14 protein-coding genes are annotated in these 18,296 nt (G+C 68.9%); 6 read left to right on the top strand and 8 right to left on the bottom strand.

Annotated features, from left to right (window positions below; translation table 11 throughout):
- The first annotated feature begins 22 nt into the window (after positions 1-22).
- The gene (locus D7D52_RS38230; RefSeq protein ID WP_162958710.1) at positions 23-1,357 is read left to right on the top strand and encodes a hypothetical protein; all 1,335 of its coding nucleotides are present in this window, start codon (positions 23-25) and stop codon (positions 1,355-1,357) included.
- A gap of 272 nt (positions 1,358-1,629) precedes the next feature.
- On the opposite strand, the gene D7D52_RS32885 is transcribed toward D7D52_RS38230, so the two are convergent.
- From D7D52_RS32885 to D7D52_RS32875, 3 genes are all read right to left on the bottom strand, one after another.
- Positions 1,630-4,644 carry a bifunctional [glutamine synthetase] adenylyltransferase/[glutamine synthetase]-adenylyl-L-tyrosine phosphorylase gene (locus D7D52_RS32885; protein WP_120742663.1) on the bottom strand — a complete coding sequence of 1,005 codons (3,015 nt, stop codon included), beginning with the start codon at positions 4,642-4,644 and terminating at the stop codon, positions 1,630-1,632.
- Between the two features lie 279 nt (positions 4,645-4,923).
- A complete protein-coding gene (glnA, locus tag D7D52_RS32880) occupies positions 4,924-6,264 on the bottom strand; it encodes a type I glutamate--ammonia ligase (RefSeq protein WP_120742661.1) in 1,341 nt (446 codons plus the stop codon).
- 98 nt (positions 6,265-6,362) lie between these two features.
- Positions 6,363-7,895 (bottom strand): alpha/beta hydrolase, encoded by a 1,533-nt coding sequence (locus D7D52_RS32875; RefSeq protein ID WP_120742659.1) that lies wholly within the window; start codon positions 7,893-7,895, stop codon positions 6,363-6,365.
- A 258-nt stretch (positions 7,896-8,153) separates the two neighbouring features.
- Here D7D52_RS32875 and D7D52_RS32870 point away from each other — a divergent pair, with 258 nt between their 5' ends.
- From D7D52_RS32870 to D7D52_RS32850, 5 genes are all read left to right on the top strand, one after another.
- The gene (locus D7D52_RS32870) at positions 8,154-9,248 is read left to right on the top strand and encodes a S1C family serine protease (protein WP_246023474.1); all 1,095 of its coding nucleotides are present in this window, start codon (positions 8,154-8,156) and stop codon (positions 9,246-9,248) included.
- 132 nt (positions 9,249-9,380) lie between these two features.
- Positions 9,381-10,250: a 3-methyl-2-oxobutanoate hydroxymethyltransferase gene (gene panB, locus D7D52_RS32865; RefSeq protein ID WP_120744649.1), complete on the top strand. Its 870-nt coding sequence runs from the start codon at positions 9,381-9,383 to the stop codon at positions 10,248-10,250.
- A gap of 201 nt (positions 10,251-10,451) precedes the next feature.
- Positions 10,452-10,880, top strand: coding sequence for a hypothetical protein (locus D7D52_RS32860; RefSeq protein WP_120742657.1), 429 nt, complete (start codon positions 10,452-10,454; stop codon positions 10,878-10,880).
- Positions 10,880-11,836 (top strand): prolyl aminopeptidase, encoded by a 957-nt coding sequence (pip, locus tag D7D52_RS32855; protein WP_120742655.1) that lies wholly within the window; start codon positions 10,880-10,882, stop codon positions 11,834-11,836. Before D7D52_RS32860 ends, pip begins: the two co-directional genes overlap by 1 nt.
- A complete protein-coding gene (locus tag D7D52_RS32850; protein WP_120742653.1) occupies positions 11,837-12,733 on the top strand; it encodes a CHAD domain-containing protein in 897 nt (298 codons plus the stop codon).
- 36 nt (positions 12,734-12,769) lie between these two features.
- Here the strand turns inward: D7D52_RS32850 and D7D52_RS32845 are convergent, their stop codons facing one another.
- From D7D52_RS32845 to D7D52_RS32825, 5 genes are read right to left on the bottom strand one after another with little or no spacing between them, the layout of a single operon-like run.
- Positions 12,770-13,549 (bottom strand): SDR family NAD(P)-dependent oxidoreductase, encoded by a 780-nt coding sequence (locus D7D52_RS32845; protein ID WP_246023472.1) that lies wholly within the window; start codon positions 13,547-13,549, stop codon positions 12,770-12,772.
- Complete coding sequence (locus D7D52_RS32840) at positions 13,539-14,495, bottom strand: SMP-30/gluconolactonase/LRE family protein (protein ID WP_120742651.1); 957 nt, start codon at positions 14,493-14,495, stop codon at positions 13,539-13,541. The genes D7D52_RS32845 and D7D52_RS32840 overlap by 11 nt, the downstream gene beginning before the upstream one ends.
- A 19-nt stretch (positions 14,496-14,514) precedes the next feature.
- Positions 14,515-15,582 carry an ABC transporter permease gene (locus D7D52_RS32835; protein ID WP_120742649.1) on the bottom strand — a complete coding sequence of 356 codons (1,068 nt, stop codon included), beginning with the start codon at positions 15,580-15,582 and terminating at the stop codon, positions 14,515-14,517.
- A 6-nt stretch (positions 15,583-15,588) separates the two neighbouring features.
- Positions 15,589-17,136, bottom strand: coding sequence for a sugar ABC transporter ATP-binding protein (locus tag D7D52_RS32830; RefSeq protein ID WP_120742647.1), 1,548 nt, complete (start codon positions 17,134-17,136; stop codon positions 15,589-15,591).
- Positions 17,127-18,176 (bottom strand): substrate-binding domain-containing protein, encoded by a 1,050-nt coding sequence (locus D7D52_RS32825; protein WP_120742645.1) that lies wholly within the window; start codon positions 18,174-18,176, stop codon positions 17,127-17,129. Before D7D52_RS32825 ends, D7D52_RS32830 begins: the two co-directional genes overlap by 10 nt.
- Positions 18,177-18,296 lie beyond the last annotated feature (120 nt).

Raw genomic sequence — 18,296 nt, 5'->3', positions numbered from 1 at the left:
GGTTGGTTGAGGGAGGGTGTTGATGGAGGCGGAAGAACTGCGGCGGGCGGCTCGTCTGAATCAGGCGGGTGCGGAACATGAGCAGACGCGCATGTCCGCGCGCCTTACCGATCCTGATTACATCAGTCGGCTCGAGGATTTTCGCGAGCTCTCCCATGAACGGATCCACCGGGCCGTTCGAGCGATGAATCCTGGCGAGATGCATCGGTGCGCCGACGTGTGGGTGAATACTGGTGCCGATTTGTTCGGCGCCATCACCACCCTGTACGCCGGTACGCAGAATGCGCTGTGCGACGGCATGTCCGGCCGGATCGCTGATGCCGCTGAGGCTGCGGTCCGTCGCTTCGTCCAAGACGCCACGGATATTGCGGATATCGCGCACAGCACGGGTCATCGGATCCTCGCTGCCGCTTACGGGGCGGAAGCCGTTCGTAGAACCGTTCCACCACCCCTCCTCGGCGGCTCTGCGGAGAGCCGCCATGAGCAGTACCAGCTCGCCCTTGCCGCTCTGGATGCCAACTACACGCCCATCTACCCAGCTGCCGGGGCGGGCGTCCCCGCGTTCTTCCCGGTGATGACTGCGGGTAGCAGCGCGGTTGGCGGCGGACTGCGGGCCGAGAACGGCGGCGGCCCAGGCGATTCCGATCCGGAAGCTCCCACACCGACGGCGTCGAAGGGTGATGGCCAACATCAAAACACACGCTCGTGGCAGGGCAGCTCCCGTCCACTGGGCGGAGATCCCAGAAGCGGAGATCCCAGAACTTCGCAGCCGACCCGGTCGACGCCCATCAATACATCGAGCGCTCAGCAGGCTTCGGTTGGTGGCGCGACCGCACCCGGCTTCACAAGCACCGAGGCCAACCCTAGAGACATCGACGCGAACTCGCGCGCCGCATCCTTCGCCGCTCCGCCAACCACAACCGCCGCCCCGGCAACCACACCCGCCGCCGGCTACCCGGGCGACAGTCCTGTCGTCCCGACCGGCCGCACACCAACCGCCACCGGAAAACCGATCACGCCGGGATGGCCACCTGCGGAACTGGCCGCGCCCGACCCTGGCCGCAGCTTTCCAGGGCCAATCAACGCTGGAATTCCTACCCAACCAAGGGATCTCACCACCGCCCTCTCGAACACTCCCGCCCAGGCCGCCCCTCCCGGTATGTTCGCCCCCGGTCGGGCGGACCGCTCCCCCGACATCGACCACCGCTCCCCCGACTGGCTCATCCGCAACCGCCAAGAAGAGCTGCTCGGCCACCCGCTCCCCCACGTTCCCGCCACGCTAGGGGCCGAATTCCCCTCGGCTCGTTACGATCTCGCCATCGCCGAGAGTCAGGAAGACTGGCCCACGGATCACTGACCCCCGGTGGCGGCGCAGGACTCCGTTGCCTCTGCCGCGCCTGAGGCCACACCGTCATTCCGGCGCGCTTCTTGGCCGGAATCTCACTGTGACTGTGGATTCCGGCCAACAGCACGCCGGAATGACGAGGCGTGCGCCGTGGACGGGCCGGGGACGAGGCGTGCGCCGTGGACGGGCCGGGGACGAGGCGTGCGCCGTGGACGGGCCGGGGACGAGGCGTGCGCCGTGGGCGGGCCGGGGACGAGGCGTGCGCTGTGGACGGGGCGGGAACGTTATTCGCCGCCGAAGATTCTTTCTACGACGGTTTTGGCGCGGCGGGTGACGCGCATGTAGTGGTCCAGGAATTCGCTGCCGTCGTCGGTGGGCCAGCCGGCTACGCGGGCGATGGCGGAGAGGAGGGTGCCGGGGCCGGGGAGTTGGTCGGCGGGTTTGCCGCGGACGAGGACCAGGGCGTTGCGGGCCTTGGTGGCGGTGAGCCAGGCGTCGCGGAGCAGGGCGGCGTCCTCGGCGTCGATCAGTTCGGCGCGTTCGATGGCGTCGAGGGATTTCAGGGTGGAGGTGTTGTGGAGTTCGGGGACCTCGTGGGCGTGCAGCAGTTGCAGGAGCTGGACGGTCCATTCGATATCGGCGAGGCCGCCGCGGCCCAGTTTGGTGTGGGTAGCGGGGTTCGCGCCGCGCGGCAGGCGTTCGGAGTCGACGCGCGCCTTGATGCGGCGGATCTCGCGGACCCCGTCGGCGGACATGCCGCCCTCGGGGTAGCGGATGGGATCCACGGTGCGCAGGAAGCGGATTCCCAGTTTGCGGTCGCCCGCCACCTGATGCGCGCGCAGCAGCGCCTGCACCTCCCAGGGCTGCGCCCACTGCTCGTAGTAGGCGGCGTAGGCGGCGAGGGTGCGCACCAGCGCGCCGTTGCGACCCTCCGGCCGCAGCCCGGCGTCGACCTGCAACGGCGGGTCGGTGCTCGGCGCGCCCAGCAGCCGCTGCACCTGTTCGGCCACGCCGATGGCCCATTTCACCGCGACGGTCTCGTCCTCACCAGGCCGCGGATCGCACACGAACAGCACGTCGGCGTCCGACCCGTAGCCGAGTTCCATGCCACCGAGCCGCCCCATGCCGATGACGGCGAAGTCGGCCGGCGCGGGCCTGCCGAGTTCGGCCTCACTGGCGCGAATCACGGCCTGCAGCGCCGCTTCCAGCGTGGCGATCCACACCGACGACAGCGCCTCGCACACCTGCGGCACATCCAGCATGCCCAGCACGTCCGCGGAGGCGACGCGCGCCAGCTCGTGGCGGCGCAGCGACCGCGCGGTCATGACGGCCCGCTTCGGATCGTCGTAACGCCCTGCGCCGGAAAGGATTCCGCGCGCCACATCCGAGGGCTGGGTGGCCAGCAGCAGCGGCCCGTCGGGCCCGTCGGCGTACATGCGGATGGTCTCGGGCGCGTTGATCAGCAGATCCGGCAGATACGCCGAGGATCCGAGCACGATCATCAGCCGCTGCGCGATGGCCCCTTCGTCGCGCAGCTCCCGCAGGAACCAGATCTCGTTGTCCAACCCCTCCGACACCCGCCGGTAGGCCAGCAGCCCGGCGTCGGGATTCGGTGTCTCGCCGAGCCATTCGAGCAGCGTCGGCAGCAGCAGCGCCTGAATCCGCCCCTTGCGTCCGACCTCCTTGGTCAGCGCCTTCAGATGCCCGAGCGCGTTCTCCGGCGCCACGTACCCCAGCGCCGCCAGCTGCCGCACGGCGGCGGCGGGACTCAACCGCAGGTTGTCGGCGTCGATGCGCGCCACCGATTCCAGCAGCGGCCGGTAGAACAGTTTGGCGTGCAGCCGCCGCACCCGCACCGCATTACGTTTGATCTCGCTGGTCAGCACCCCGACCGCGTCCTGCCGCCCGTCGGGCCGCATGTGCGCGGCGCGCGCCAGCCAGCGCATCCCCTCCTCGTCGTCGGGTGCGGGCAGGGTGTGGGTGCGCTTGAGTTTCTGCAGCTGCAAACGGTGTTCGAGCAGGCGCAGGAATTCGTAGGAGGCGGTCAGGTTGGCGGCGTCGTCGCGGCCCACGTACCCGCCGTCGGCGAGCGCGCCCAACGCCTCCACCGTGCCCTGCACGTGCAGCGAGTCGTCGGCCTTGCCGTGCACCAATTGCAGCAGCTGCACCGCGAATTCGACGTCGCGCAGGCTGCCGTGCCCCAGTTTGAGTTCGCGTTCGCGCAGATCCGCGGGCACCAGATCTTCCACGCGCCGCCGCATGGCCTGCACGTCGGCGACGAAGTCGGGCCGTTCGGAGGCCGCCCACACCATGGGCATGAGCGCGTCGCGGTAGTCGCCGCCGAGCTCCAGATCGCCGGTGGCGGGCCGCATCTTGAGCAGCGCCTGGAACTCCCAGGTCCGCGCCCACCGCTTGTAGTAGACGAGGTGCGAGTCGAGGGTGCGCACCAGCGCCCCGGCCTTGCCCTCGGGCCGCAGCGCCGCGTCGATCTCGAAGAAGGCGGCACTGCCGACGCTCATCATCTCGGCGGCCAGCCGGGTGGCGGTGGTGTCGGCGGGTTCGGCGACGAAGATGACGTCCACGTCCGAGACGTAATTGAGTTCGCGCGCACCGCATTTGCCCATCGCGATGACGGCCAGCCGGACCGGCACCTCGCGATCGGGGCACACCCGCGCCACCGCGACCGACAGGGCGGCGGTCAACGCCGCGTCGGCCAGATCGGTGAGATGCTGCCCCACCTTCTGATACGGCAGCACGGGTTCGTTCTCGACGGTGGCGGCCAGATCGATGGCGGCCAGCAGCATGAGCTGATCGCGATACCGCTTGCGCAGCAAGGCGATCGCCTCCGGCCCCGCCACCTGGGCGCGGAACAGCATGGGCCCGGCGTGCGGCCCGGTCTCCGGATCGGCCTTGACCGCCGCGAGCAGATCGGCGAGCAGTTCCTCGCGCGCCGGCAGCTTGGGCCGCTTGAGCAGCTGCCAGGCCGCCGGATCTGCGACCAGGTGATCGGCGAACGCGCTCGACGACCCGATCAGCGCGAACAGCCGCCCGCGCAGCGCGGTATCCCGCCGCAGCTCGTAATCCACTGCGGCCCAGTCGTTCCCGAGTTGCTCGCGCAACCGGATGAGGGTCTGCAGCGCCAGATCGGCGTCGGGGGAACGCGACAGCGCCCACAGCAGTGGCACGCTGTCCACGTTGTCCCAGGCCAACTCTCGCAGAGAGTCGGCGGCCGAGGGCTCGAGCAAACCGAGCCGCCCGACACCGGGCACAGCGGAACGCGCAGTCGGTGGCCGAACCATGCCCCCAAATTACATGTCACCCGCACCCGACATGCCGCCCAACCCACCCAAACGCGACATCGTTGCTCCCTCGCCGCCGCCTCGACTCCCACCCGAAGCCCGCCGTTCCCCGCCGCGGACGCCTCCTCGACGCGCGAGCCATTCCTCCGGGTGCCTGATCTCTCGGCGGCGCGCCGCAGCCCCACTCCGCCGAGTCCTGAACTGGCCGAAATGCTTCGGGCCGCCATCACCTGAGTGATCGCGGCCCGACATCGTTCGCGGTGGGCAGGACGCCCTGCCTCAGAGACCCAGGTATTCCTTGAGCTCGTACGGGGTGATCTGGTTGCGGTACCCCGCCCACTCGCGGCGCTTGTTGCGCAGGAAGAAGTCGAAGACGTGCTCGCCGAGGGTCTCGGCGACCAGTTCGGACTTCTCCATGGCGCGCAACGCCTCGTCCAGCGACGCGGGCAGCTCGCGGAAACCCATGGCGCGCCGCTCGGCCGAGGTCAGCGACCACACGTCGTCCTCCGCCTCCGGCGGCAGCGTGTAGCCCTTCTCGATGCCGCGCAGACCGGCGGCCAGCAGCACCGCGAAGGTCAGGTACGGGTTGCAGGCGCTGTCGGGGCTGCGGATCTCGACGCGGCGCGAGGCGGCCTTGTTCGGGGTGTACATCGGAACCCGCACCAGCGCGGAGCGATTCGAGCGGCCCCAGGACGCGGCCGTGGGGGCCTCGCCGCCGTGCACCAGGCGCTTGTAGGAGTTGACCCACTGATTGGTGATCGCGGAGATCTCGTGGGCGTGCTCGAGGATGCCGGCGATGAACGCGCGCGCGGTCTCCGACAGATTGTCCGGATCGTCGAGGTCGGCGAAGGCGTTCTGCTCGCCCTCGAACAGCGACATGTGGGTGTGCATGGCCGAACCGGGGTGATCGGCGAACGGCTTGGGCATGAACGACGCCCGCACGCCCTCGTCGATGGCGACTTCCTTGATCAGGTACCGGAAGGTCATGACGTTGTCGGCCATGGACAGCGCGTCCGCGTAGCGCAGGTCGATCTCCTGCTGGCCGGGCGCGCCCTCGTGGTGGCTGAATTCCACGGAGATGCCCATGGATTCGAGCGAGTCGATGGCGTGGCGGCGGAAGTTCGGGGCCTCGTCGTGCACGGCCTGGTCGAAGAAGCCGCCGTTGTCGGCCGGAATCGGCTGGGAGCCGTCGTGCGGACCCGGCTTCAACAGGAAGAACTCGATCTCCGGGTGCACATAGCAGCTGAAGCCCAGGTCGGCGGCTTTGTTGAGCTGCCGCCGCAGCACATGGCGGGGATCCGCCCAGGACGGCGAACCGTCCGGCATGGCGATATCGCAGAACATGCGCGCGGAGTGCTGATGCCCCTTCGAGGTGGACCACGGCAGCACCTGGAAGGTGGACGGGTCCGGCTTGGCCACCATGTCCGCCTCGGAGACCCGGGCAAACCCCTCGATGGCCGAACCGTCGAACCCGATGCCCTCCTCGAAAGCGCCCTCCAACTCGGCGGGCGCGATCGCCACGGACTTGAGATAGCCCAGCACATCGGTGAACCACAGCCGCACGAATCGGATATCGCGCTCTTCGAGCGTGCGGAGGACGAATTCCTTCTGACGGTCCATGTCCGCGACTGTAGGGGCCGGGAGTTAAATCCGTGTTACATGGATGGACCAACTCGCGAGGACACCCGGAGCGCCGGACGGCTCACCATCTCGGCGGTTCAGCAAGTGAGGCCCTGGGCAGGCTCTTTCAGATCGACGAGATACGAAATCACCGGATCGTCGACACACTTGATGCCCGACAGCGACACGGTGTGTTGCGTGCCGTTGTAGGTGATCAGCGACCCGCCCAGCTGCTGAGCCAGATTGACGCCGGCCTGGTAGGGGGTGGCGGGGTCCTTGGTCGTGGAGATCACGACCGTCCTGGGCAGGTTCTGGATCGAGAGCTTGTGCGGCTGGCTGGTGTTGGGGACCGGCCAGATGGCGCACAGCTCCAGCGGCGCGGCATTGCTGCCGTGGCCGTCGTCGAGGAAGGGCGCGACGCGGCGGTAGTCGGCGTCCTGCTTGGCGGCCACGGCCCGGTCGGTGATGGCCGGATCGTCCACGCAGCGAATGGCGTTGAAGGCGTCGGAGCTGTTGTCGTAGCTGCCGTCGTCGTGGCGGCCGTCGTACATGTCGGCCAGCGCGAGCAGGGTGTCGCCGCTGCCCTGCGACAGCTCGCGCAGACCCTTGGTCAGCGCGGGCCACAGCCGGGTCGAGTAGAGGGTCTGCTGGACGCCGGTGATGGCGTCGCCGTAGTGCAGGCCGCGCGGGTCGGAGGTGGGAACGGGCTTGTCCCACAGCGGGTCCACCAGGGCGCGGAACTTCTTGGTGGCCTGCGCCGGATCGTCACCGAGCGGGCAGTTGGTCTTCTCCTTGTCCGCGCAGTTGGCGGCATAGTTGTCGAAGGCCTGCTGGAAGCTGGCGGCCTGCGCGAGGGATTCCTTGATCGGATCCTGCTGCGGGTCCAGCGCACCGTCGAGCACCAGGGCGCGCACGTGATCGGGGAACTTCTCGGCATAGGAGTAGCCGAGGCGGGTGCCGTAGGAGTAGCCCAGATAGGTCAGCTTCTGATCGCCCAGCGCCGCGCGGATGACGTCGATGTCCTGCACCACTTCCCGGGTGCCGACGTGCGCGAGGAAATCCTTGCCGGTGCGCTGGACGCACTTGTTGGCGAAGTCCTTGTTCTCGGCCTCGGTGGCCGCGATCCCGGCGGGCGAGTTGTCCTTGTTGGGTTCGGCGCGCTGGGCGTCGTCCTCGGCGGCGGTCATGCAGTTGATGGCCGGCTGCGACGCGGCGACGCCGCGCGGATCGAAACCGATGCGGTCGAAGCGCTCCGCGAGCGGGGTGTTGTCACCGAGGCTGACCATGTTCAACCCGGTGACGCCCGGACCGCCCGGGTTGAACAGCAGCGAGCCGATCTTGTTGCCGGTGGCCCGGACTCGCGAGATGGCGATCTTGGCCGTCGCGCCGTTGGGATTCGCGTAATCCACCGGCACGGTGACGCGGGTGCACTCGGTGCCCTTGGGCAACTGATCGTCCCCCTGCACGTAATCGGTGCAATCACCCCACGTCGGGGTCTGGTTGTAGAAAGAGTCCATTCCCACCGGTGCGCTCGAGGTGGGCTTGCCGTCCACCACGCTGGTGCACGCAGCCGCGGTCATCGCCAACGTCGTCATCACAAGCACGACCCGGCCGGTTCGCATCAACGCCATGCCACGATCGTGGCATGGACCGCCGCCGCGCGACGTCGGTGGGCGGCCGAGAGCGGCTCGAATCGTCATATACGTCTCCGTTCACAGTGCGGATCGCGGATTGTGCGCAGCGTCACGCATGGCACGGAACTGCGACGCTAGAGGTTCGGAGCCGACTCCACCCGGTACGTGGGCGTTCGCACGGTAACTCCCCAGGCGGCTCTCAGAAACCGCATGCTTAATGGGAGGGAACCGAGGGCTCTAGCCAAGAGGGACGTCATGAACATGCGCTCACGCACCATTCGGGCCGCGGCCGCCGCGGCAGTCGCGCTCGCCGCCACCCTGGGCCTGGCGGCCTGCGGTCCGAACACGCTGGTTCCGGGCACGCCGGTGGCGCAGTCACCGGGCCGGGTGACGCAGAGCCAGCCCATCGATTTCACCACGGCCCCAGCCGATCTCGACTCGGCCGCGCAGGCGGTGGCCCCGGGCATCGTGGACGTCAACACGGAATTGGGCCTGCAGAACGGGGAGGGCGCGGGCACCGGGATCGTGCTCAGTTCTGACGGCATCGTGCTGACCAACAATCACGTGGTGGAGGGCGCGACCAGCATCTCGGTGACCGATCTGGGCAACGGCCAGACCTACGACGCCACCGTGCTCGGGTTCGATCGCAGCGAGGACATGGCCGTCATCAAGCTGTCGGGCGCTTCGGGCTTGCAGACCGCGCCGCTGGGCGATTCGAGCAAGGTCAGCGTCGGTGACGCCATCGTCGGGCTCGGCAACGCGGGCGGGCGCGGCACCCCGACCGCCGCCGCGGGCAAGGTGACCGGGCTGAACAAGTCCATCACCGCCAGCGACGACGCCACCGGCAGCTCCGAGCAGTTGACCGGCCTGATCCAGGTGGCCGCCAATATCCAACCGGGCGATTCCGGTGGGCCGCTGATCAATTCGGCCGGGCAGGTCATCGGCATGGACACCGCCGCGTCCCAGGGCTTCCGCATGAGCATCGGCGGCGGGCAGGGCTTCGCGATTCCGATCGACAAGGCGCTCACGGTGGCCAAGCAGATCCAGGCGGGTCAGGCGTCGGATGTGGTGCATATCGGGGACACCGCCTTCATCGGCGTCTCGGTGTCCTCCACCGGCGGCGGCGCGCAGATCCGCGGCGTGGTGCAGGGCGGCCCGGCCGATCAGCTGGGCCTGCAGGCGCGGGACGTCATCACCGGTCTCGACGACAAGACCATCACCTCCGCCACCGACCTCACCGCCACCATGGACCAGCATCACCCGGGCGACACCGTCACCCTGAAATGGACCGACGGCACCGGCCGCACCCAGTCCGCCCAGGTCCAGCTGGCCAAGGGCCCGGTGGGCTGATTCCCGCACCGCCCGGCCGGGATGTGAGCAATCGCATCTCGGCCGGTGCCGGCTCGGGTGGCAGACTGATTTCGTCATGACAACCCGGGGACCCGGTGACGGGCCTCGAGGAACGACGAAAGAGGGACGATGATGTCCGTATCCGATGCGGAAACCCCTGTCTACGGGTCCGTCGCACCGCAAAGCACCGCACCCAAGACTCCCGCCCGGCGCAAGACCCGCGTGCAGCATCTGCAGCAGATGAAGCAGGCCGGGGAGCGGTGGTCCATGCTGACCGCCTACGACTACTCGACCGCCCGGCTGTTCGAGGAAGCCGAGATTCCCGTTCTGCTGGTGGGTGATTCGGCCGCCAACGTGGTCTACGGCTACGACACCACGGTGGCCATCACCGTCGACGAATTGATTCCGCTGGTGCGCGGTGTGGTGCGGGGCGCGCCGCACGCGCTGGTGGTGGCGGATCTGCCGTTCGGCAGCTACGAGTCCTCGCCCGAGCAAGCTTTGGCGACGGCCGTGCGCTTCATGAAGGAGGGCGGCGCGCACGCGGTGAAGCTCGAAGGCGGCGAGCGGGTCGCCGACACCATTCACAAGCTGACCGCGGCCGGCATTCCGGTGATGGCGCACATCGGGTTCACCCCGCAGAGCGTCAACACCCTGGGTGGCTTCCGGGTGCAGGGCCGCGGCGACGGGGCCGAACAGCTCATCGCCGACGCCATCGCGGTGCAGGAGGCCGGGGCGTTCTCGGTGGTCATGGAGATGGTGCCCGCCGAGCTGGCCGGGCAGGTCACCCGCAAGCTGACCATTCCGACCGTCGGCATCGGGGCCGGGGCGGAATGCGATGCGCAGGTGCTGGTCTGGCAGGACATGGTCGGCTACACCGGCGGCAAGACCGCCAAGTTCGTCAAGCAGTTCGCCGATGTGGGCGGCCAATTGCGCACGGCCGCCGCCACTTACGCGGACGAGGTGCGCCGGGGCGTGTTCCCGGGCCCGGAGCACAGCTACTGATCTCGAGCGATCCGGCCACGCCCCCGCGGTGCTCGCGGGGGCGTTGTCGCGCCACGACACCATAGCCGGACGCTATCGACCGGCAATCGCGCCCTGTCTTCTCATTCCACCGTCATGTTTTGGTGGCAGACTCGGAAGCCAACGAGCTGGATCGACCAAAGGGAAGTCATGGATCGTGGAACGAGTCGCCGGGTTCGGCGGATGCCGCTGCTGGTCGCGGCGGTAGCGGCCGTCGCGTTGACCGCGGCCTGCGGGGACAACTCCTCGACGGGATCGACGCAGCCGCAGAGCTCGGGCTCACCGCTCACCTCCACGACGGGCAAGCCGAGCGCGACGGGCGCGCCGAGCGGTCAGGCGGGGGCGGGACTGAACGTCACCGACGATCAGGCCAAGCAGCTGTGCGATCTGATTCGCCCGCAGCTGTCGGATTGGCGGGTGCAGACCCCGACCATGGACAAGGTCTCGTTGAACGCGACCGTCATCCAGTGGGCGGCGCAGAACGGGCTGTTCCTGCCGAACGAACGCGGCGTGGCGGATCGGGTCACCACCAAGAGCTGCCCGGACGTGCGGGCGGAGGCGTTGAAGGCCATCGAGATTCAGAATCTGTCCGACGGGCTGGTGGCCGGCTGATGCGCACCCTGTATCCGCCGCTCGAGCCCTACGCGCAGGGCATGCTGGAGGTCGGGGACGGTCAGTCGCTCTACTACGAGGTGAGCGGCAATCCGGACGGCAAGCCGGCGGTGTTCCTGCACGGCGGCCCGGGCGGCGGGACCTCGCCGTATCACCGGCAGTTCTTCGATCCGGCGGCGTACCGGATCGTGGTATTCGATCAGCGCGGCTGCGGCCGGTCGACCCCGCACATCGCCGACGGGGCGAGCCTCGAGCACAACACCACCTGGGATCTGGTGGCCGATATCGAAAGGCTGCGTACGCATCTGGGCATCGAGCGGTGGCTGGTGTTCGGCGGCTCCTGGGGATCGACTCTGGCGCTGAGCTACGCGCAGACGCATCCCGACCGGGTGACCGAGCTGGTGCTGCGCGGGATATTCCTGCTGCGGCGCAAGGAGATCGACTGGTACTACAACGGTTCCGCGGGGTATGTGTACCCCGACGAGTGGGAGAAGTTCCTGGCGCCGGTACCGGAGTCGGAGCGGGGCCAGGATCTGGTCGAGGTCTACCATCGCCTGCTGCACTCCCCCGACCCCGAGGTCGCCACCGCGGCGGCGGTCGCGTGGTCGACGTGGGAGGGCGCCACGAGTTCGCTGCTGCCGCACCCGGATCGGGTCGCCGAGACCGCCGATCCGCGCTTCGCGCTGGCCTTCGCCCGTATCGAGAACCACTACTTCGTCAATCACGGCTTCCTCGACGAGGGGCAGCTGCTGCGCGATATCGACCGCATCGCCCACATTCCCGGCGTCATCGTGCAGGGCCGCTACGACGTGGTGTGCCCGGCCACCAGCGCGTGGGACCTCCACCGCGCCTGGCCCGCTTCGCAATTGCACCTGGTGCCCGACGCCGGTCACGCCGCGCTGGAGCCCGGCATCACCCATCATCTGGTCGAGGCCACCGACAAGTACAGGACGTAGATGAGCGCCACAGCCGGTTCCGCCCTGGTCGATGCCCTCGCCGCCGACGTGGACCGGCTGTGCGGCGCCGAACCCGAGGTGCGCGCGGACCTTCCGGATTCGGTGCATTCGATGCGGGTGGCGACGCGGCGGCTGCGCAGCGTGCTGAAGTCGTATCGGCGGGTATTGCGCCGCAAGCCGATCGGTGAGATCACCGACGAATTGCGTTGGCTGGCGGGGCTGCTCGGGGTGGCGCGGGACGCGGAGGTGCGCGCCGAGCGGTTCGTGACGCTGCTCGGCGACACCGGCGCGCCGTTCGACGAGCGGACCGTGCCTTTGGGTGAGAAGTCCGCCCCGCGAGGTGATTTCGGCACTCGACTGGTGGCCGACGAGCGACGTCTCTACGTCGGCGCGCACCGCGCGGTGGTGGACGCCTTCGACAGCCGCCGCTACCGCATGCTGACCGATCGACTGCACGCGCTCGTCACCGACGCCCCATTGCGCGGCACGCAGGCGGACAACCCCGCCGACCAGGTCTTCGCCGAGGTGCTGCGCCACGACTTCCGCGACCTGCGGCGGCTGGTGCGCACGGAACCCGGGCTCACCGGAGCCGAGCGGATCGAGCACCTGCACGATATTCGCAAGGCCGCCAAACGATTACGCTATTCGTCCGAAGCAGCGGCCGACGTGCTCGGCGATCCAGCCGTCGAACTGGGCAAACGCGCCAAACGCCTGCAGGGCGTCCTCGGCGATCACCGCGACGCCGTCGAATCCCTGCAAACCTTGCGCACCCACGCCGCCCACGCCGCCGAATCCGGATACCAGCGGCTGTGCGACGCCGAGGAAGCGGCAGCCGCCAAGGCGCTGGAGCAATACCCCGAAGCAACCGAGTTCCTACGCCATCGCCCGCTGAGCTGAGACGAATGACCATCGACCACCGGAACACGGTGTCTGTCAGCGGGATTCCTTGCGTACGCTCCAGCCGCCGTCTACGACGAGGTTTGTGCCGGTGATGAAGGAGGCGTCGTCGGAGGCTAGGAAGGCGATGGCGGCGGCCACCTCTTCGGGGGCGCCCAGGCGGTCCAGTACGGTGGCGCGCGCTGAGAGTTGCCGGCCTTCGTCGTCGACGTCGTTCCAGACCGGGGTCAGGATGGGGCCGGGGAGGACGGCGTTCACTCGGACTCGGTCTGCGCCGTATTCGACTGCGAGTTGCCGCACCAGGGAGGTGAGGCCGCCCTTGGCGGCGGCGTAGACGGGGTATCCGGGCAGGCCGAACTGGGCGTGCACGCTCGAGACCGCGACCACGTTTCCGCGGCGGGCTCGCAGGTCGTCGATGAACGTGCGTACACCGAGGAACAGCGGGGTCAGGTTGACCGCCAGCCCGTCGTCCCACTGTTGCCTGCTCAATTCGTGAGCGGGTACGACTGCCTGGCAGGAGGCGTTGCTGCACAACACATCCACCGGGCCCCAGCGTGCGGTAGCCCACGCCCGCAGTTCCGTCCACGACTGCTCCGAGGTCACGTCACACTGCCGGAACTCGGCGCGTGCCCCTGTCGCGCGGATCTTGGCCGCGACGTCGGCTCCCCCGGCGGCGTCGATGTCGGCGATCACCACCGCCGCTCCCTCGGCCGCCAATCGCTGCGCCGTCGCGGCCCCGATTCCCGATGCCGCACCGGTCACCACCGCGACGCGATCCGCCAAGCGGCCCATGCTCTTTTCCTGTTCACCGGCCATTGGCGTGCACCAGTCTCTGATCGGCGAACGGGGTGGCGGGCAGGCCCGTCACGCCGGGGACGCAGGTGAACAGGCGGCCCGCGTTCGGCTCGCCGGCAGCGTCCTGTTCGGCGGCGGTGGTGATCACCAGCAGGTCGAGGTCGGGTCCGGCGAAGGTGCAGCTCGACACCTGCGAGGGGCCGACTTCGACTGTCGCGTAGGGCTTTCCGGACGGGTCGAACGCACGGACCTGACCCGCGCCCCACACCGCCACCCAGACGCGACCGTCGGCGTCGACGGTCAGGCCGTCGGGTTCGCCGTCGGCGAAGTGCGCGAACGGCCGTGGCGCGCCGAGCGTTCCGGTGTCCAGGTCGTAGTCGAAGGCTTGTACCCGATGGGTCGGACTGTCGGCGTAGTAGAGGGTGCGCCCGTCGGGACTCCAGCCGAGGCCGTTGGAGATGGTCACGCCGGTGCGCAGCGCACTCAGCGTGCCGTCCTGGTCGAGCCGGTAGAGCGCGGAGCTGCCCACCCCGCCGGCCTCGGCCATGGTCCCGGCCAGCAGCCTGCCGCGCGGATCGACCTTCGCGTCGTTGAACCGCCGCCGCACCCCGTCGGCGGGCAATGCCACTTCGGCGACGCGAAGGAGACCGGGCGCGGGAACCGAACGCGCGCTGTCACTTCCGGAAGGAACCGGGTCGAAGTGCCGAGCCGGGTCGTCGAGGCGGGCGATCGTGTTCCCGGCCGTCACCAGCAGCGCGCCCGAGGCGCACGGCAGAACCGCGCTCACCGGCGGGGAGAGACTGATCGTGGCGTCGAGCCGCAGGCCGTCGGGGGCCGGGGTGGCGCGGTGGATGTGGCCGCGCCGGATGTCGACCCAGAGGAGTGCTCCGGTGCGCGCGTCCCAGACCGGTCCTTCGCAGAGCCGGCCAGCCGGAAAAGCGCAGACGTGTGCCTCGAGGGTGTGCATGGTAGTTCTCCGGAATGGTCTAGGTCGGGAGGCCGACGGCGCGTTCGCCGCTGCGGCGCTGCTGGATCACGACCGCCGCGACCAGCAGCGCGCCCTGGGCCACGTTCTGCCAGAAGGTGTTCACGCCGACCACATTGAGGCCGTTGTCGAGCGCGCCGAGCAGGATGACGGCGAGCAGGGTGCCGCCGACGGTGCCCTTGCCGCCCTTGAGGGCGCAGCCGCCCAGGGCCGCGGCGGTGATGGATTTGAGTTCCAGGCCCTCGCTGCCGGAGACCGGCTGCCCGGATCCGGTGCGGGCGGTGAGGATGATGCCCGCGATGGCCGCGACCACTCCGGCCAGCACGTAGACGGCGATCAGGTATTTGTTGATATTGATTCCGGAACGCCTTGCGGCCGTGTCGTTTCCGCCGATAGCGTAGATATTGCGGCCGATATCGGTGTATTTCAGCAGCACGTGCACGCCGAGCGCGACGAGCGCCAGCACGACCACCGGCACCGGCAGGCCGATGATCTTGCCGCGGGCCAGGAAGATGAAGAAGTCGTTGTCGAGCACGAAGCCCTGCGCCTTGCCGCCCGAGATCAGTTGCGCCAGGCCCTTGTACGCGGCCAAGGTGGCCAGAGTCGCGATCACGGGGTTGACCCGCCCGTAGACGATGATCAGCCCGTTCACCAGACCCAGCACCAGCCCTACCCCGACGGCGGCGAGGACTCCCGCCAGCGCATTGCTGCCGGCCGAGGTGAACGCCATGGCGCTGATCACCGAGGCGACACCGGCCTGCGAGCCCACCGAGATGTCGAGCGCCCCGCAGATGATCACCACGGTCTGCACGACCGCCAGCAGGCCGAAAACCGTGACGGCGTCACCGATTCCGGCGATATTGCGCGGGTCGAGGTAGCCGTCGTTGAGCCAGGCGAAGATGGCGACGATCACCACCAGCGCACCGATCAGGCTGAGGTTGCCGGTCCCGATGCCCTGGATCACCCGGCGCGGGGTGAGCCCACGCAGCCCCTCCAGGTAGCGGGCGAAGGCCGGCGCGGGCGCGGAAACGGTTGCCTCGGAGGACGTTTCGATTCTCTGGTCGGTCATGATGTCCTAAAGTCGCTGCGCGGTCAGGTCGTCGGGCCCGGCCTCGGCGTCCCCGCGCTGCGGGGTGAGCCCCATGGCGAGGGCGAGAACCTTCTCCTCGGTGGCCTCGGCGCGATCCAGTTCGCCGGTGACGCGGCCCTGCTGCATGACGACGACGCGGTCGGCCAGGCCGAGGACCTCGGGCAGTTCCGAGGAGATCACCAGCACGGCCACACCGGATTCGGCCAGCTCCTCGATGATGTGATAAATCTCGATCTTCGCGCCGACGTCGACGCCGCGGGTGGGTTCGTCCAGCACCAGCACGGCGGGTTTGCGGGCCAGCCAGCGCGCCAGCACCACCTTCTGCTGATTGCCGCCCGACAGCTTGCGCACCTCCTGCTCCAGGGAAGGCGTTCGCACCCGCAGGGATTCGACGTACTGGTGCGCGAGCCGCCGCTCCGCGCCACGCCGCACGAACCGCCAGCGCCGCAGCCGATCCAGCATGGCGAGCGAGATATTGTCGCGCACCCCGCGATGCAGCAGCAGCGCCTGCGCCTTGCGTTCCTCGGGCGCGTAACCCATTCCGGCGCGCACCGCGTCGCGCGGCTGCCGCAACCGGACGCGGGTGCCGTCGATGCGCACCTCACCCGACCGGATCGGCAGGTCCCCGGCCAGCGCGCCCGCCAGCTCGGAGCGGCCCGCCCCGACCAGTCCGGCGAGCGCCACCACTTCACCCGCGTGCACGCGCAGGCTCACGTCTCGCACGTCGTCGGTGGTGACTCCGTCCACCTCCAGCAGTACCCGCCCGAGCTGGGAGTGCTTGCGTGCGAACACGGTCGACAGGTCGCGCCCGACCATCATGCGCACGATCTCCTGCTCGTCGGTGCCGGCGGTGTCGCGCACGCCGACGAGCGCCCCGTCGCGCAGCACCGCCACCCGATCGGCGAGCTGGAAGATCTCGCGCATGCGATGCGAGACGTAGACGACCGCGAGGCCGCGCTCGCGCAGGCGGCCGATCAGCGCGAACAGCGATTCCGTCTCGTGGTCCGACAGCGAAGAGGTGGGCTCGTCGAAGGCGATCACCTTCGCGTCGGTGGTCAGCGCCCGCATGATCTCGACCAATTGGCGTTGCGCGGCGGTCAGTTTGGAGCCCAGCGCATCCGGATCGAGGTCGCGGTCGAAGCCGAGCCGGGTGAGATCGTCGCGCATGCGGGTGCGCAGCGCCGCGCGGTCCAGCAGCCGGCCGGCGCGGCGCGGCAGCGCGCCCAGGTAGACGTTCTCGGCGACCGAGACGTGCGGCACGATCTCCGGCTCCTGCCCGATCACCCGGATCCCTGCCGCTCGCGCCGCGGCCGGACTGCTCAAATCCAGTGGCGCGCCGTCGAGTTCGAGTCCGCCGTCATCGGGGCGATAGTCGCCGCCGAGGATCTTGATGAGCGTCGATTTGCCCGCGCCGTTCTCCCCCATCAGCGCCGTGACCATGCCCGCGGGAAAATCCAGGCTCACCTCGCGCAGCGCCGGCACGCCCGCGAAAGCCTTGGTGAGCCTGGAAACCCGCAGTCCGCTCAGCTGCACGTGACGCCCGCCTGCTGCCAGTTGGTGGCGTCCACCATCTGGGTGGGCGCGAAAGCCTCGGCGGGCATGGTCTTTCCGTTCTTCAGGTAGTCGACCATGGTCTGCACGGCCAGCGCACCGACGTCCTTTCCATTGATGAACAGCGCCGCCTTGAAGCCGGTGGGCTTGCCGCCGCGCCACTCCTTGCACGCCAGGTACGCGCCCAGGCCCACGCCGAGCACATTGTCGGCGGCATAGCCGGCGTTCTGGATGGCCGCGACGCCGCCGCTGACGTTCTCGTCGTTGCAGCCCATGACGATCCAGTTCTTGACCGACCGATTGCCGGCGACCGTCGCGGAGATCTTGTTCTGCGCGTCGGAGGGCGTGTTGTCGGTGCCGACCTCGATCACCTTCACGTCCGCGCCCGAGGTGTCCTTGAACGCCTTCTCATTGGCCTTCACCCGGTCGGTGCACACCGTGACGTCCTGCTTCCAGGCGTCGACGATGGCGGTCTCCTCCGGTTTCCAGCCCAGCTTCTTGAAGTCCTGGCCCGCGCGGGTGCCGACCTCGGTGCCCATCTGGGTGCCGCTGAATCCGACGCGCGGCACCAGATTCTCCTTGGCGCACGACGCCGGATCCGGGCCGTTGGTGCAGACCTGATCGTCGGAGGTGAGCAGGGCGACGCCGCCGGACTTGGCCAGCTGCACCACCTGCGGGCCCACCGACGGGTCCGGGACCACCACGATGACGCCGTTGGCCTTCTGGTTCACCGCGTTCTGCACCTCGGTCACCGCCTTGTTGGCGTCGTTGCCGAGATTGACCACCTTCAGGTCGACGCCGAGCTCCTTGGCCTTGGCCTTCGCGCCGTCGGCCTCGCCGATGAAGTACTCCTGATCGCCCTGCTTCTGCGCGTAGACCAGGCTGATCGAGCCCGTATCGTGTTGCGGCCCCGCATTGTTCGAGCCGGAATCCTTGCCCGACGAGCAGGCGGTCGCGGCCAGTGAGAGCGCGGCCGCGCAGACGATCGCGCTGGTCCATCGACGTCGGTGGGTCCAGGACATGAGCACTCCTAGGTGAGCTGCCGCACAGTAGGCGTCCGTAGTGATGCCGGTTACAGTATGACTTCGGATAACTGTTGTAAATACTGTTGCGAGAAGTTCGTTCGCGAAGGTGGCGATTCC

The organism is Nocardia yunnanensis (assembly GCF_003626895.1).
GTDB lineage: Bacteria > Actinomycetota > Actinomycetes > Mycobacteriales > Mycobacteriaceae > Nocardia > Nocardia yunnanensis.
Note: the sequence above shows the minus strand (reverse complement) of the source record. Positions and strands in the feature narration are given on the sequence as shown.

Bases quoted from the DNA above. Each gene is read 5' to 3' on its own strand.
- D7D52_RS32825 (WP_120742645.1), bottom strand. From the start codon at position 18,176: ATGTCCTGGACCCACCGACGTCGATGGACCAGCGCGATCGTCTGCGCG.
- D7D52_RS32860 (WP_120742657.1), top strand. From the start codon at position 10,452: ATGCCGCTGCTGGTCGCGGCGGTAGCGGCCGTCGCGTTGACCGCGGCC.
- D7D52_RS32835 (WP_120742649.1), bottom strand. From the start codon at position 15,582: ATGACCGACCAGAGAATCGAAACGTCCTCCGAGGCAACCGTTTCCGCG.
- D7D52_RS32845 (WP_246023472.1), bottom strand. From the start codon at position 13,549: ATGGCCGGTGAACAGGAAAAGAGCATGGGCCGCTTGGCGGATCGCGTC.
- D7D52_RS32840 (WP_120742651.1), bottom strand. From the start codon at position 14,495: ATGCACACCCTCGAGGCACACGTCTGCGCTTTTCCGGCTGGCCGGCTC.
- D7D52_RS38230 (WP_162958710.1), top strand. From the start codon at position 23: ATGGAGGCGGAAGAACTGCGGCGGGCGGCTCGTCTGAATCAGGCGGGT.
- D7D52_RS32875 (WP_120742659.1), bottom strand. From the start codon at position 7,895: ATGGCGTTGATGCGAACCGGCCGGGTCGTGCTTGTGATGACGACGTTG.
- glnA (WP_120742661.1), bottom strand. From the start codon at position 6,264: ATGGACCGTCAGAAGGAATTCGTCCTCCGCACGCTCGAAGAGCGCGAT.
- panB (WP_120744649.1), top strand. From the start codon at position 9,381: ATGTCCGTATCCGATGCGGAAACCCCTGTCTACGGGTCCGTCGCACCG.
- D7D52_RS32885 (WP_120742663.1), bottom strand. From the start codon at position 4,644: ATGGTTCGGCCACCGACTGCGCGTTCCGCTGTGCCCGGTGTCGGGCGG.
- D7D52_RS32850 (WP_120742653.1), top strand. From the start codon at position 11,837: ATGAGCGCCACAGCCGGTTCCGCCCTGGTCGATGCCCTCGCCGCCGAC.
- D7D52_RS32870 (WP_246023474.1), top strand. From the start codon at position 8,154: ATGAACATGCGCTCACGCACCATTCGGGCCGCGGCCGCCGCGGCAGTC.
- pip (WP_120742655.1), top strand. From the start codon at position 10,880: ATGCGCACCCTGTATCCGCCGCTCGAGCCCTACGCGCAGGGCATGCTG.